The 15,238-nt window shown below is 25.6% G+C and carries 15 protein-coding genes; 10 read left to right on the top strand and 5 right to left on the bottom strand.

The genetic code is table 11. From position 1 onward, the window contains the following. Window positions 1-5 precede the first annotated feature (5 nt). Window positions 6-797, top strand: a complete 792-nt coding sequence (locus I4U89_RS08610; RefSeq protein WP_207744149.1) for a conserved phage C-terminal domain-containing protein — start codon at window positions 6-8, stop codon at window positions 795-797. Between the two features lie 8 nt (window positions 798-805). Next, window positions 806-2,110 carry a replicative DNA helicase gene (locus I4U89_RS08605; protein WP_195939963.1) on the top strand — a complete coding sequence of 435 codons (1,305 nt, stop codon included), beginning with the start codon at window positions 806-808 and terminating at the stop codon, window positions 2,108-2,110. A 25-nt stretch (window positions 2,111-2,135) separates the two neighbouring features. Here the strand turns inward: I4U89_RS08605 and I4U89_RS08600 are convergent, their stop codons facing one another. The 3 genes from I4U89_RS08600 to I4U89_RS08590 all read right to left on the bottom strand — a co-directional run bounded on the left by I4U89_RS08600 (window position 2,136) and on the right by I4U89_RS08590 (window position 2,824). Continuing rightward, entirely contained in the window at window positions 2,136-2,285 is a 150-nt protein-coding gene (locus I4U89_RS08600) for a YvrJ family protein (protein ID WP_195939962.1), read from the bottom strand. A 4-nt stretch (window positions 2,286-2,289) separates the two neighbouring features. Beyond that, entirely contained in the window at window positions 2,290-2,517 is a 228-nt protein-coding gene (locus tag I4U89_RS08595; protein WP_195939961.1) for a DUF2922 domain-containing protein, read from the bottom strand. A gap of 82 nt (window positions 2,518-2,599) precedes the next feature. After that, complete coding sequence (locus I4U89_RS08590; RefSeq protein ID WP_195939960.1) at window positions 2,600-2,824, bottom strand: DUF1659 domain-containing protein; 225 nt, start codon at window positions 2,822-2,824, stop codon at window positions 2,600-2,602. Between the two features lie 227 nt (window positions 2,825-3,051). Between I4U89_RS08590 and I4U89_RS08585 the strand changes: the two genes are divergently transcribed. The 3 genes from I4U89_RS08585 to I4U89_RS08575 all read left to right on the top strand — a co-directional run bounded on the left by I4U89_RS08585 (window position 3,052) and on the right by I4U89_RS08575 (window position 7,564). Then, window positions 3,052-3,285: a Mor transcription activator family protein gene (locus I4U89_RS08585; RefSeq protein ID WP_195939959.1), complete on the top strand. Its 234-nt coding sequence runs from the start codon at window positions 3,052-3,054 to the stop codon at window positions 3,283-3,285. Between the two features lie 325 nt (window positions 3,286-3,610). Continuing rightward, window positions 3,611-5,815, top strand: coding sequence for a cell wall-binding repeat-containing protein (locus I4U89_RS08580; RefSeq protein ID WP_195939958.1), 2,205 nt, complete (start codon window positions 3,611-3,613; stop codon window positions 5,813-5,815). 195 nt (window positions 5,816-6,010) lie between these two features. Further along, window positions 6,011-7,564 carry a glucosyltransferase domain-containing protein gene (locus I4U89_RS08575; RefSeq protein WP_195939957.1) on the top strand — a complete coding sequence of 518 codons (1,554 nt, stop codon included), beginning with the start codon at window positions 6,011-6,013 and terminating at the stop codon, window positions 7,562-7,564. 89 nt (window positions 7,565-7,653) lie between these two features. Here I4U89_RS08575 and I4U89_RS08570 read toward each other — a convergent pair whose 3' ends face one another. Further along, window positions 7,654-7,851 (bottom strand): hypothetical protein, encoded by a 198-nt coding sequence (locus I4U89_RS08570; protein WP_195939956.1) that lies wholly within the window; start codon window positions 7,849-7,851, stop codon window positions 7,654-7,656. A gap of 542 nt (window positions 7,852-8,393) precedes the next feature. Here I4U89_RS08570 and I4U89_RS08565 point away from each other — a divergent pair. The 4 genes from I4U89_RS08565 to I4U89_RS08550 are packed head-to-tail and all read left to right on the top strand — an operon-like array spanning window position 8,394 to window position 12,290. Further along, window positions 8,394-9,464 carry an acyltransferase family protein gene (locus tag I4U89_RS08565; protein ID WP_279311318.1) on the top strand — a complete coding sequence of 357 codons (1,071 nt, stop codon included), beginning with the start codon at window positions 8,394-8,396 and terminating at the stop codon, window positions 9,462-9,464. Beyond that, window positions 9,436-10,677: a DUF6080 domain-containing protein gene (locus I4U89_RS08560; protein WP_195939954.1), complete on the top strand. Its 1,242-nt coding sequence runs from the start codon at window positions 9,436-9,438 to the stop codon at window positions 10,675-10,677. The genes I4U89_RS08565 and I4U89_RS08560 overlap by 29 nt, the downstream gene beginning before the upstream one ends. Window positions 10,678-10,729: 52 nt before the next feature. Next, complete coding sequence (locus I4U89_RS08555; RefSeq protein ID WP_195939953.1) at window positions 10,730-11,617, top strand: decaprenyl-phosphate phosphoribosyltransferase; 888 nt, start codon at window positions 10,730-10,732, stop codon at window positions 11,615-11,617. A 43-nt stretch (window positions 11,618-11,660) separates the two neighbouring features. Further along, the gene (locus tag I4U89_RS08550; RefSeq protein ID WP_195939952.1) at window positions 11,661-12,290 is read left to right on the top strand and encodes a DedA family protein; all 630 of its coding nucleotides are present in this window, start codon (window positions 11,661-11,663) and stop codon (window positions 12,288-12,290) included. 194 nt (window positions 12,291-12,484) lie between these two features. Here the strand turns inward: I4U89_RS08550 and I4U89_RS08545 are convergent, their stop codons facing one another. Continuing rightward, the gene (locus I4U89_RS08545; RefSeq protein ID WP_195939951.1) at window positions 12,485-12,856 is read right to left on the bottom strand and encodes a helix-turn-helix domain-containing protein; all 372 of its coding nucleotides are present in this window, start codon (window positions 12,854-12,856) and stop codon (window positions 12,485-12,487) included. A 390-nt stretch (window positions 12,857-13,246) separates the two neighbouring features. Between I4U89_RS08545 and I4U89_RS08540 the strand changes: the two genes are divergently transcribed. Beyond that, a complete protein-coding gene (locus I4U89_RS08540) occupies window positions 13,247-14,914 on the top strand; it encodes an EAL domain-containing protein (RefSeq protein ID WP_195939950.1) in 1,668 nt (555 codons plus the stop codon). Window positions 14,915-15,238 lie beyond the last annotated feature (324 nt).

Genomic DNA, 15,238 nt, shown 5'->3' with positions numbered 1-15,238 from the left:
ATTTTATGTATAGTAAGTTAAATATTAGAGTCCTTAGGTTTAATCCAATTAAGGATATAGATAAGATTATTTTTAATCATTATATTATGAGGAGGGTTAATGCTAATAATATTTACAAAAAACTTGAAAGTGGTCACTTTACATTTACTATAAGTGGGGCAGTTAGTGAGCTTGGCTTTTCTAAGGGAAAGGTACAAAGATTAATTAAGAATTTTGAGGAGTTAGGTATTATTAATAGGGTAGTTAAAGGAAATAAAACCAATAAGTGTTCTGTATATGAGTACATTACTGATTTTAAGTGTGATACTAAAATTAATACTAAAAAAACTACTAAAGATGATACTAATATAAATTTGGATGAAGAATTGTATATTAGTGATTTTAAGGATTTTAAGGATGTAAGTTTTAAAGATTATTTAGATAGTGATACTAATAATGATATTAAATGTGCAACTAAAGAAGGTAACTTAGAAAAAGATAATATAAATAAAAAAATAAATAATATATATGTTGATGTAGTAAATTATTTAAATGAAAAGTGTAAAAAGAATTTTAAACCAACCACCAATAAAACTAAAAATCTTATTAATGCAAGGATAAATGAAGGATTTGAATTAGAGGATTTTAAGAAAGTAATAGATATTAAGTCAAAGGAGTGGGTGTATAGTGATATGCAAAAGTATTTAAGACCTGAGACTTTATTTAGTAATAAATTTGAAGGATATTTGAATGAAGAGATTTTTGAAGATATAAAAGAAGAGTCTAATGAAGTATGGGATATTGAATTTGACTATTAGGGGGAGTTATGAAAAAGTTTGATGCTATTAATATTGAACAAAGTGTTATTGGAAGTTTGATAAGTGATAATACTTTAAGTTTCAAATTAGAAGAATTATATGAGGATTTATTCACTATAAATATTCACAAGTATATTTTAAATGTTATGAAGGTTTTGTATGAAAATAATATGGCTATTGATATTCAAAGTGTATATACAAAACTTAAAGACAGAGATATTAATATAGATGTAAGTTATTTAACTGATATGGTAGCTATTGGAGAAAGTTATTCTATTGATAGTCATATTAGAATTTTAAAAGACAAGTATTTAAGAAGAGAGATTATCAAAAATTGCACTAATCTTTTTCAAGATTTAGGTGATGATGAGGATATGGATTTGGTTGTATATAATTTTGAAAAAAGAATGAGAGAAATATTAAATAAAAATACTAAAAATTATAAGGATAGTGTTAAAGATATTTGTGAAAATTTACTTAATTATTTAGAAAGTAGTGAAAATACGGGGATAAAGTTTGGTGTTGAATACTTGGATAATATTATAGGAGGGTTATTTAAAGGTGAGCTTACAACTATTGCTGCTAGAAGTGGTGTTGGTAAGACTGCTTTAGCTCTTCAAATTATGCTAAACTGTGTTTTTCAAAAGAAAAAGGTATTGTTTATTAGTAGGGAAATGAGCAATGAGCAAGTTTTTATGAGAAATATTACTAAAAAAACTGGAATTAGCACTAAGAAAATGAAAAATAAACAATTAAAAGATGATGAGTGGAAATTGGTTATAGATACTTTTAAGGAATACTCTAGTCAAAATTTAATGTATATAAATGATAAGATAAGTACTATTAGTGCTTTAAAAAGAAGAATAAGGGAGTTAGAGCCAGATTTAGTTATTATAGATTATGTTCAGCTTATGAGTGTTGAATCTATTATGCAAAATAGAGAAAGGGAAGTAGCAAGTCTTTCTAGGGAGCTTAAAAATATTACTTTAGATTTTAACATACCTGTTATTCAACTTAGTCAATTAAATGATGAGATGAAGGATTTTAGACCTTGGGGAGAGAGACCTATGAGAGATAGTAAGGCTATATTTCACGATAGCAACAATGTAGTATATATTCATGAGCCTGTTAATTCTGATTTTGAAGATGCTATAAAGGCTATAGGTACAAGTAGGGATAAGGTTATAAATTCTAGGAAAAATGGCATAAAGCTAGTTGATTTAATTGTTGCAAAATGTAGAGATGGGGAAACAGGATATAGGCATTATTGCTATAATGGAAGAAGACTTCATTTTCAGCCTATTAATTATTAGAAGAAAAATAAAAAGGAGCTAGCCTCTATTTAGAGACAGCCCCTATATTTTTAGAGAGTTCACTAATACTATCTGTTAGTTTAGTTAGCTTTCCTTCTATTCTAACTAATAGATACATAGAAAGAGCAATAGGAAAGCCAACATTAGCAATCAGATTTTGCAAGTTATCTTCCAACTAATTATACAACTAAATCATATTCAGTAGTATCAGTTTGAACTACCTTAGCATCTACTAAAGTATCCAATTCCTCTCCATTTACAACAAATACGCCTTTTGATAAAACTAAAGTCATAGCTGATTTTATCTCAGCTTCAGTTAGATTTTCTCTAGGATCATCTACTGATAAAGAAATATTTTTTCCACTTAAAGTCTTAAAAGTCATTACAAGTTTCTTTTTTATCTCCATAATATAACCCCCAATATTAATAATTAAATTTTTTATATAGTGTTTAAAGTATTCTAAACAATATAGATAAGTACAAGCAATTTTATTCTGATAAAGTATTAGTGTCTATTTTAGATACACTTAAAAGTGTGTTAGATTGAAGTGATGAAATTATTGTTGCAACATCATATACATCTTGGTCTAGTGCATCTGGTGATATATTAGCATAAGTTTTACTTTTAACTATGCTTTTTCCAGTCTCATCATCCTTTCCACAATCATATCTTAATTTAAGTCCTGATAGGTTTTTAGTTACTACTACTGCCATAATAATCCTCCTTATATTCTTAGCAATTAGCTAAGTTATTTTAGCAAGTTGCCTTGCTTATACTTATATAATAGGTGAGAAAAATTATATGTAGTTATAATGGATGTTGACAACATATGTAAGGGATATATGTTTCTCAAATACTTTTGTGGAAAGAGGTATTTAGTGACACTACTATATAAATAGAAGGAAAAAGTAAGGAAAATAATAAAAAATAGGAGGAAAGTATGATAAGAGAAGACTTAGAGGCTTTGTATGAGCTAGTTGGTGAAGAAGTATATTTAGAGATATGCAAACTATACGGAGGGAATAGTTTATATGTTCCAACTTATAGCAGTGCTATAAGGGATAGAAGGAATGAAGAAATCATTAAAAGATTTAATGGAGTTAATGCATCTATATTAGCTAGGGAATATAAAATGAGCGTAAATCATATAAGGAGGATAGTTAAATGTGGATAATATTAAAAAAATACTTGTGAATAATGTTTGAAATAATATAGTTAGGAATTGAATCTTTTGTTCAAAAATGTATTGATTTCAACTAAAAAGGGGAAAGGTGTCGAAAAAAAGGGATGGCTTTAGCTATGTAATGCTAGTGTATAGAGAAATCTAAATGTAAAAAAATGGATTTGAATGTTAAAAAATGTCGAAAAAAGGGGATTTTGGAAATTTGAAATATTAAGTAAAACCGTTGAAATAAATATTTTCCTAGACTATGATTAGTCCTGTGAGAGATACAAAGGTCTGAGAGATGTTAAAATAACATACATCGGAGGGTAATATTATGAAAAAAAGAAATATGGCTATAACAATAGCTGCAGTTAGTGCGGCAACTTCAGTAGCTCCAGCATTAGCTTTTGCTGATACTTTAGATAATCAAGTAATAGCTTCTACTGATGCTAAGGCAGTAGCTCAATTAAAAGGGGAAATACAAGGATTTTTAAACACTAAGTACACTGACGATGAGGATTTAATGGCAACAGGAGCTCAGTATCAGTATAATGGTGCAAAAGAAGCAGCTAAAGCAGGACAATGTGTTTATACTATAAATCTTACTGAAGCAAATGGGACTAAAGAAGCTATAACAACTATGGAACAATTAGATGTTGCTTTAGCTAAATTAAATGATACAACAAATAAATTTTTAAATATAGAAGTAATAGATAATGGACATAAAACAGTTAATGGACAAATAGTTAACTGGAAAGAAGGAACATACACTCAAGATGATATAAATAATTTATATACTGAGTTAACTAAAGCTCAATCAACTCCAGCAGGAAATAAACAAGCTCAAGCAGGAGAAACAACTCAAGATAAAAAAGAGACAACTCCAGTAGTTAGCAAATTAGCTGCAGATGCTCCAAAAGCAATAGAAGATGTAACTAGAGTTGATGCAAATACATTATCATTAGAATTAAAGAATAATGATAAGCCATTAGTTATAAAAACAGGTGATACAAAACTTAATTTAAATGACCCTATTTATTCTCAAGATAAAATGGGAAGTTATTTAGACAAAGATGGAAAAGTTATATCAGGTGTAACTGATGCTACTGCAGCAACAAATGCAGATACAGTAGTAACTGGATTTGAAGTTGAAAGAGAAGCTTTAGAGCAAGCTCAAAATGGACAACCAAGTGACTTTGAAGCGACTAGAAACTACGGTGTTGACTATGAAGCAGCAAAAACTACAAACTTCAAAGCTACAGATTTATACGACTTTAACATAGGAAGATTTACAATTGAAGGAAATCAATTAGAAAAATTCATAGCAGAATATAATACTACAAAAGTTAATGGACAAATAGAAAAAGCTACTAATACATTAGATACTACTAACGGAACATTAACAATAACTTTACCAGTAGACAAAACTGATGAAATGGATGAAACTATGCCTAATATAGCATCTATAACAGCAGATCACACTTCAGCAAATGGTGCATACGCTAAGATAGTTATATCAGGAAGCAGCAAAAACTTAACTGATTTACAAAATATGATAAATCCAGAAGGACAAAAAACAAATCCTCAAATAACTACATTAGCTGGTATGGATAGATATGACACAGCTGTTCAAGTAAGTAAAGCTACATTTGCAACTGAAAAAACAGCAAACAATGTTGTATTAGTTTCAGGAAATTCTTTAGCAGATGGGTTAGCTGCTACTCCATTTGCAAGACAACAAAATGCTCCAATATTATTAACAGGAAAAGATAAAGTTTCTGATAAAACTATGGACGAAATAACAAGAGTAATGAAAGCTGGCGGAAATGTTTATGTAATAGGTGGAGAAAACACTATATCTAAATCTGTTGAAACTCAACTACAAGCTAAAGGAATAGCTAAAGCTAATGTAATAAGAATAAAAGGTAATGACAGATATGAAACTTCTTTAGCAATAGCTCAAAAAATGGGAGCTAAGCAAGATGAAATGTTCATAGCTGGTGGATATGCACAAGCAGATGCTATGAGTATAGCTGGTGTTGCTGCTAAAGGTGGAGCAACTCAAAATACTGCAAATCCAATATTATTAGTTGATGCTAAAAATGGATTAAGTGCTGACCAATTAGAATATATGGAAAATGCTGGCTTAACTAAGACATATATAACAGGTGGTGCTAATAGTGTATCTACTAAATTAGAAGATCAAATAAAAGCATCTGATGCTAAAGGAACAGTACAAAGATTAGCTGGTGATGATAGACAAGATACTAACGCTGCAGTTGTAAAAGAATTCTACAAAAATGGATTTAATGAATTCTATGTAGCTAAGTCTGATAATCAAGGATTAGTTGACTCATTATCAGCAGGTGCTTTAGCTGGTAAAGAAAATGCTCCAGTAGTATTAGCTACTAATGCTGTAAATGCATCTCAACAATCAGTAATAAAAGCATTAAGCAAAGAAGATGCTACTAAGACTCAAATAGGATACGGAATAGCTGCTCAAGTTTGGTCAACTATATCTGACTTATTCACAAAATAATATTTGTTTAATATAATTTCATTAATCTTCCTAAAAGAGTATAGACGAAAGTCTATACTCTTTTTTAGCTTCTTATAGTTAACTTATTTAAGTAGAAAATATGTTATAATTGTAAAAATATAAAAAATAATATAGAATATATTAAGTATTCGCAGAGTAAATACAAAAAATAAAACTTTATAGAATGGGAGCAAAATGAGTAAGATTATTAACAAAATAAAAAATACTGAAAAGATTGATTTTAGAAAAATATACTCTAAAATTTCAAATGTAGAAAAAGCAGCATTTATAACAGTGATGGTTTTAGGATTATTGACTCATATATTCATGTTTGTAAATGTACTACCAAACTGGGATAGTATGTATAACTTCAAAGGAGACAAAATTTGGATACATATGGGAAGATGGTTTTTAAATGAATCTCAAAAATTATCTTCTATAGTAGATACACCATGGGTAATAGGAATGTTATCTTTAGTATTTATAGGTATAACATGTGCTATAATTGTGAACGTCTTAGAAATAAAAAAGATGTCTAGTGCAATAGCCATATCAGCTATTATCGTAACATTTCCTGTAGTCACAAGTACATTTTCATATATGTTTTTAGCCGATGGATATATGATGGGTATGATGTTATCGGCACTAGCTGTATTTATAACTAAAAAATATAAAAGAGGATATTTTGTTGCAGGAGTTATATTAGCATTTGCAATAGGAATATACCAAGTTAATTTAGGATTTGCTGTACTTTTATCATTATTAGTTATTATGTTAAAAGTATTTAATGAGGATGAAGATATTGTAGACAACATAAAGTATGCTATGAGATTTGTAATTATGGCACTTATTGGAATGATTCTATATTTTATTATTTTAAAAGTATTTATTTTTATATTACACAGAGGTCTTGGTTCTTATCAAGGAGCAGATCAAGGATTTTCTATTAATAAACAATCTATATTAAACATATTAACGGAATTTAAAAATTTACCTAAAGTTGTAACAGGTGGATATGACGCTTCATTTTCTAGTCTAATATTATTATTATTTGTTTTTGCAGGAATTATGTTATTATATTTAATTAAATTAAATAAGATTTACAAAGATATATTAAAGTTAATATTAGTCTTAGTTGCATTAGTTAGTATTCCTTTTATTACTGGATTTGCATATTTCATTTCAGAGGGTACGGCATATCATATGGTTATGAGGATGTCTTGGTCACTTTTATTTGTAGCGATAATTACCTTAAATGAAAAAATATCGATTAAAAAAGGTATAAATAATTTGTTACAACAAATAGTTTATAGTTTCCCATTAGTTATTACTTGGATAATCATTTGGAACTTTATATTAGTTGCTAATATATCATACTTAAATATGCATCAAAGATATGAAAAAGAGTATTCATTAGCAGTAAGGGTGGTTGATAGATTAGAGATGAGCGAAGAATATAATCCTTCTACTCCAGTACTATTTGCAGGAAGTCCTTATACTCATAATACACCTGGTAATTACAGTGAGTATATTGGACATGTTACAGGGACAGATGGCAATAGCATATTCTTTTCAGATTACCATTTTAACCAATTTATTAAGTATTACATAGGTCTTAATCTAAATTCTGTTAGTGATAAAAAGGCAAATGAAATAATGAATTCAGAAGAATATAAAAGTATGAAGTCATTCCCTAACAAAGAGTGTATAAAGAAAATTGATGATGTAGTTGTGGTTAAATTTAGTTAAAAAAGAGTATATACGAAAGTCTGTACTGCACCCCAATTGTTAGACCAAAATTCTAACAATTGGGGTGTTTTTAATATGGTAAAATATGATTATGAATTTAAGCTAAAAGTTGTTACATCATCCAACTGCCCATAAGCACAACAAAGCAACAAATAAAGCTCCTTTTTCCTATCAGCATCCACACTATCATCAACAAAAACCCTACTAGCTAAATTTATCATCTTATCATAGCTATTAGAGTACGACCCTTCAACATCTTTGTCCATAAAAATATCATTAAAAAACATAATAATCCCCCTGTTATAAAACTATATAAAATAAATTAAAATCTCAAATAGAAATTCCTATCTATAAATAATTGTATCACAATATGGAAACAAATGGTAAAAAAATTAAAACAAATGTTTGGTAAAAACAATCACTCATTCCTAGTAAATGATATATAGATACATTAAAAAACAATTTATTGATATATATAGCATTTATAGTTTGTGCTGAAATAAATATTTAAAAGATTAGACATAAAAACTTTAAATAAAGCAAAAAGGCAAAAGTAAAAAATAGTGAAAAACATGGAAAATTATGTTAAAATGATTTTAGTGTCTAATAATTACTAGAGTAGATGTTAATATGATTTGAGAAAATCAAAAATTTCAAAAAATTGTAATTAATTATGGATATAACAATAATAGTTATATCCTTTTTATTTGCTTATACAGATACTTATATAAATTAAGGTTGGAATTTAAATATATTCTAAGCTATTCAACAAGATAAACTAAATTTAGGTACAGAACAAATTATAGGGGGTTAAGAATATAGAATAATTATGAGGGATGAAAAATTAGATATATATAGGGGTTTAATTATGATGTATATCATTGGATTTATACATACATTATATTGGTTTCCGAATTTTGGAACTAAAATTAAATCTTTTTTTCTTTTTGAGATGGCAGTAGTATTTTTTATAACTGGAGCAAGTTATTCGTTAAGTAATAAAAAATCATATGCTAAATATATTATTTCAAGAATACCTAGAATATTAATACCATATTTTATATTTATAATATTTCTAGTATTTATAGAATATGTAGCTAATATTCTTGGTACGACTATTACATATTTAAGTTTTAAGGAGTTTGTTATAAGTAGCTTTAATGTATTTAAAGAACCTAGTGTTACATTACAATTTATTACATGGCATCTATGGTTTATACCAGTATACTTAATTTTAGTTCCATTTATACCGATTATGTACAATTTATATAATACACTAGGTAATAAATTTAAATATATACCTATGATTTTAATATCTTGTCTTATAGTATATATGAATAATATAGATAATCTTACAGTTTTAAAAAATGTTATATTCTATGCATTCTGGATATATGCAGGATTTTTTTACAATAAACTGAAAGAAATAAAAATAAGTAAATTATCAAATTTAATAATAATAACTTTGATGAGTGCAATATTAATTTATTTGATTTCTAAAGACCAGTTTGTTATGGATATGCAAAAAAACAAGTTTCCTCCAAACTTTATATTTTTAATATATACGATTATAGCATTTAATTTGTTATATATTTTAAGAGATTATATTTTAAATATAGGCAAAACAAAATATATAAGTAGGTTAGTAAATCAATATTCCACTTATGGCTTTACATTGTACTTATATCACCCGTTTACATATTTATTGGTTAGGCCAATATATATATATTTATTTGATATAAGTGAAAATATTATTTATAAAATTATAATGGTGTTAATCAATACGGTTTTAGTTATATATCTTAATTTAATATTTGCAAGGATTTTTGGTAAGTTTGAAAATATTAAACTATTAACAAAGGGGGTACAAAATGATAAGAAAAACTTATATGAAATATAAAGAGGAGTTGATTATATTTCTTATTGTGGCAACAATATACACTTTAATATCAGGTATATTTTTTTATAATACAACTATACTTTATGAAACGAAAAATACATTTGATGTTATATTAGATTCAGATTCAGGTGTTTTATTTGAACGAAATATATTTGTTGAAAATAAAGATAATAACAAGCATATTCTTTTTTCAAAAATAGTTTCTATTATAGCATATCCAATATTTGTTATAAGCCAATTTTTATCTTCAAAGATAGGCATAAGGGTTGATTATTTATATGGGATAGGATTGACATTGTTACAGATAGCAGTTAGTTCTATATCTATAACTTTAATTTTCAGCTATTTAAAATCATTAAAATTGAATAAAACAACACTTTATACAATAATGGGGATATTCTTATTTTCATTTCCACAGTTATTTATGAGTCTTAGTATAGAAAGATTTATATATGCTCAATTATCTATAATATTATTTATATATTTAGTTCATAAAAATAAAGAAAATTATTTATTAGATTTAGCTGCAATACCACTATTTGGAATAACTGTTAGTAATATATATATATACGTATTAAATTTAATTATTAAATACAAAACTCAATTTAAAAAATATATTAAACATTTAACAGTTTTTGCTTTAACATCATATATAGCTATAATAATGACTAATTCTATATCATTATTAAATACAGTTTCAGGTATAAAAGACAATTCAGCGTATGTATTTAATGGAACTTGGATTGAAAAGATAAAAATGATATTATTTAGGCTTTTATACCCAAGTATCTATTTTCCTGGAAACGAAATAACAACTTATGGAGTAAATGGGATTAATTATAAGATGATGCAAACTGACAATATAAATATCATATATTTTGTAATATTTATGATTATATTATGTTTATGTATAGCATCTATTATTATTAATAGAAAAGACGATATAGTTAAGTTAAGTGCTGGTATAATATTATTTAATATTTTTATGCATGGAATTGTTGGATTTAATTTATTAAATGCTAATATAATGACTATACATTTTGGTTTTGCAATAATAATACTATTAGCACATTTTTGTAAGAATATTAAAAGTGAAAATATAAAAAGTGTAAATTTATTTTTAATTATTGTTTTGACTACAGTTATATTAAGTAATGGACAAGGTTTTATAAAAATATTTAACTTAGGGGTACAAATTTTACCTAGACTATAAATTTAATAACAGGGATATATATGAGAGATAGGGATTATTTTGGGGGGAAAGTATGGAGCAATATAATATAAAGCAAGAAAAATATAGTTTTTATAAAGAATATATAAATCTTATGAGACCAAAACAGTACATAAAGAACTTATTTGTATTATCAGCAATAGTATTTTCAGGAAATATAATACATATAAATTTATTCTATAAATCTATGATAGCATTTATATGTTTTTGCCTTATTTCATCAGCAGTATATATATTAAATGACATAGTAGATATAGAAAAGGATAAATGTCATCCTAAAAAATGTAAAAGACCATTAGCTAGTGGAGCTATAAAAAAAGAAAAAGCTGTGATATTAGGAGTAGTATTAGTAATAGCTTCAATATCTTTATCACTATTGGTAAATTTAAAATTAACTGCGGTAATAATATTATACTTATTAAATAATATATTATACTCATTTAAATTGAAAAATATAGTTTTATTAGATGTATGTTCTATAGCTATAGGATTTATACTTAGAATACTTGCAGGGAGTGTATCAGTAGGTGTACAACTATCAAATTGGATAATATTATGTACATTCTTTTTATCATTATTTTTAGGACTTGGAAAAAGGAAGAAAGAGATAAATACTTTAAAAAGTAGTGCAGGAGATCATAGAAAGATACTTAAAGATTATAATGAAGAAATAATAGATCAAATGATTACGGTAGTTCAAAGTTGTACAATAGTTTGCTATGCGCTTTATTCTACGAGTAGTATAGATAATCCTAATATGATATTTACAACTATATTTGTAATATATGGTATTTTTAGGTACAGTTATATTATTAATATAAGTGATGAAGGAAATCCAACGGATGTTGTATTAAATGATACTAGTTTAAAAATAGATGTTTTGTTATGGGTAGTAACATGTGTTATTATACTGTTATTCTAGTGGATAATTTTCATGATAAATAATATAAGGGGAGATAAATTTAATGGAATTAAGGTTATTGATAGAAGAGTTTATAATAAATTATGGACTCATAAGTATTTTTATAATAGTAGCCCTTGAATATGCAAATGCTCCTTTACCTAGTGAGATAGTATTACCATTTGTAGGAATATTAGCATTTAAATTTGATATGAATATATTTTTAGTTATACTAGTATCAATAATCGGTGGAGTATTTGGATCAGTAGTAAATTATTATTTAGGATACAAATTAGGGCAACCACTATTATCATTTATAAAAAGTAAATATCCAAAAACCAAAAAATCTATAAAAGCATCTTATAGATGGTTAGCAAAATATGAAAAAATATCTGTTATGTTATCAAGATTAGTTCCACTAGCTAGAACTTTTATATCTATAGTGGCAGGTGTTACTAGAATGAATGTATGGCAGTTTACATTGTATTCTGCAATTGGAATATCTGTATGGAATATAGCTCTTATATTAGTTGGCTATTTTATAGGAGATAATATGGATTTAATTGCTAATATAATGAAAAAATACTCTATAGTAGTAGGAATATTAGGTATTTTAATAATAGGATTTTATTGGATAATATTAAAAAATAGAAAAGAAAAAGATAGTGAAAAATATATAAATCAAGAAGTATAGTATACTAAAATAATGAAAAACACTGTAAAATATTTTAGTATATAATAATTGTTAAAGTAAGTGTTAATACGATTAGGAAAAATCAAAAATTTTTAAATAAAATACAAGTAATTATGGATATGGCAATAATAGTCATATCCTTTTTACTTGCATATTTGGTAAAAGAACAAAAAAATAAACTACAAATATGTAGCTTATTTTAATGACTCAAAGTATAGTCTGCTAATTTCTTTAAAAAGCTCGTCCTTTTTATCTCTAGTAATATTTTCATCTTTAAAAAAACTATTTGCAGCATTTATAAATTCATCATCTAGTTTATCATTTTCTTTTAATACAGATAATTTTCTATCATTACTTACTCCTAGCAAGTAGTCTATTGATACATTAAAATACAATGAAAAATGCTTAAGCGCTTCTGTTTCTGGCTTTCTTTTATCATTTTCATATTGAGATATAGAAGATTTTGCAAAGTTATGTCCATATATCTTATTAAAATCTTCTGCTAATTCTTGCTGTGTTAGATTTTTTTCTATCCTTAGTTGTTTAAATCTCTGCCCAAAAGTCATATTTTACTCACCTCACCATACTTAGAGTATAGTACTAAGTTTATATAAATGTAAACCATATATTAAAATTATTTAAAATGTGCTAAAAAAGTATACGAAAAGTGAACAAAATTTAATTATAGGATAGATATGGTAGAGATTTTAATGCTTTTAAGAATGAGAAGTTAGCTTATATGCATAAGAGTATTAACGTTGAAAAAAATATAATTAATGCATATATATATAATTTTATAATATTTTTTATAATGATATTAAAAAATAATTAGAATATAAAATTAAATGTAAAAAATATGAAAAAATATGAAAAACTTTTGTTTGAAAGTGTTAATATAAATGTAAGGAAGATTAAGGTAATTGATAAAAAGGGAAGTAAAAAGGAGACTATTGAATATGGGAGAACATAAAGTTAGAAGCTTATTAATTTTAGTTATATTATTTTTAATAACCATATCAAACTATAATACTTCATATGCAAACGAGAAATACAGAACTATAAAGGTAGGAGCATATGATTTTGAACCATATTTTTATATGAAACCAGATGGCAAGGTAGATGGATACTATAAGGATATTTTAGATAATATTATCTTTGAAATAAATAAAAATTTGCCTATAGATAAAAGGGTAAAGGTTGAATATGTAAGAGGGAATATACACTCTTTAATTGAAGATTTAGGAGAAAATAAAATTGATTTAATGGTTGGGCTTCAGTACACAGATGAAAGAAAAGATAAGCTTATTTTTTCTAAAGAAAATGTAGGAGTTGAATTATTAGGAATATATGTTAATAGCGATTATAAATATAAAGATATAAAGTCCATAAATAATAAGAAAGTTGCTTTTATAAAAAGTGAATATGAATCTAAATGGTTACTAGATGAATTAGCAAAAAACGGAATAAAACCAAAACCTGTATGGGTAGAAGATTTTAACCAAATAATAGATATGCTAAAACAAAAATCTGTAGTAGCAGCTGTAGCTCCAATAAATCAAAAGAAGCTACGTGAGTTTAAAAAAATCTATGAATTTTCACCAGGAGCTGCATATATAGCTTCATCAAAAAATAATAAGTGGCTTATGGATGAAATTGATAAGGTATTAGAAAATCCTAATAAAAATCAAAAGCATTCATTAGAAAAAATATACTTAAAATATTTTCATAAAGGAGCAAACTCAAAAGAAATAATAATACTATGTACTATAGCATTAATATGTATTTTATTTATATTAATAATGCATATAATACCAGCTATAAAGCTAAAAAAATTAAGAAAAAGTATAAAAGAAAACTTATCCCAAAATAGATATACACTTTATTATCAACCAATAATTAATCCTAAAAATGATAAAGTTGTAGGATTTGAAGCTTTAATTAGGTACATAAACCCTGATGGAAAAATAATATCTCCATATTTCTTTTTAAGTGACATAGAAAAATGCAATATGACAGAAGAATTATCAATATGGATATTTGAAACTGTACTAAAAGACTATAAGTGGTTTAAGACAAACACAAACTTAAATGGCGAGGAATTTTATATTTCATTAAACATATCATTCAATGAAATAAGGAGTAAAGAATTCTTGGAGAAAGTTAATTATATAATTGATAATGACAAGGATTTTAAGTCTAAAAAAATTATTTTTGAAATTGTTGAAAATATAAAATCAGGTAATTTCAAACAAATAAAAAAAGGAATGGAATTTTTACAAAGCAGGAATATAAAAATAGCTGCTGATGATTTTGGCATTCAATATTCAAATCTAGATATATTATCTAAATTTAATTTTGATGTTGTTAAAATAGATAAATATTTTATAGATGAGATTAAAGAAGGTAATTTTAATTATGAGCTTATAATATTTTTAAGCAAAATCTGTAAATTAACTAATACTAAAATAATAGCAGAAGGTGTTGAAAGTAAGGAACAAGTAGATATTTTAAAAAATATAGATAATGATAATATATTTATACAAGGATATTTTTATGCTCAACCTCAAAGCAAAGAAGAGATAAAGTTAATTAATAATATGTGTAAAAAATATAATAAGGATTAGCAAAAAGGATGGCTTGTAAAAGCCATCCTTTTTTAGATAAACAAAGTAAAAAAATAGAATATACATAAAGGTAATAAAGATACTAAATCATACAAAAAATACAAAGAATATAAATAATATCAAAAAAGATGTTGAAATTTTGTATAAAAGCGTATATAAATATATAGACAGAATTATTTTTATATCAAAATAAAATTATATGAAGCTAATAATTAATTAATAAAAAATTATATAGTTAAAAATTTAATATATAAAATAGTATTAGATTTAAAATGTAAGGAACTTAATTATAAAGTAGTATTTTTAAAGTTATAGGGGGAGAGA

Origin of the sequence: Romboutsia sp. 1001713B170131_170501_G6, from assembly GCF_015668195.1 — a bacterium.
Taxonomy (GTDB): Bacteria; Bacillota; Clostridia; order Peptostreptococcales; family Peptostreptococcaceae; genus Romboutsia_C.
This window is presented reverse-complemented; position numbering and strand designations above follow the sequence as displayed.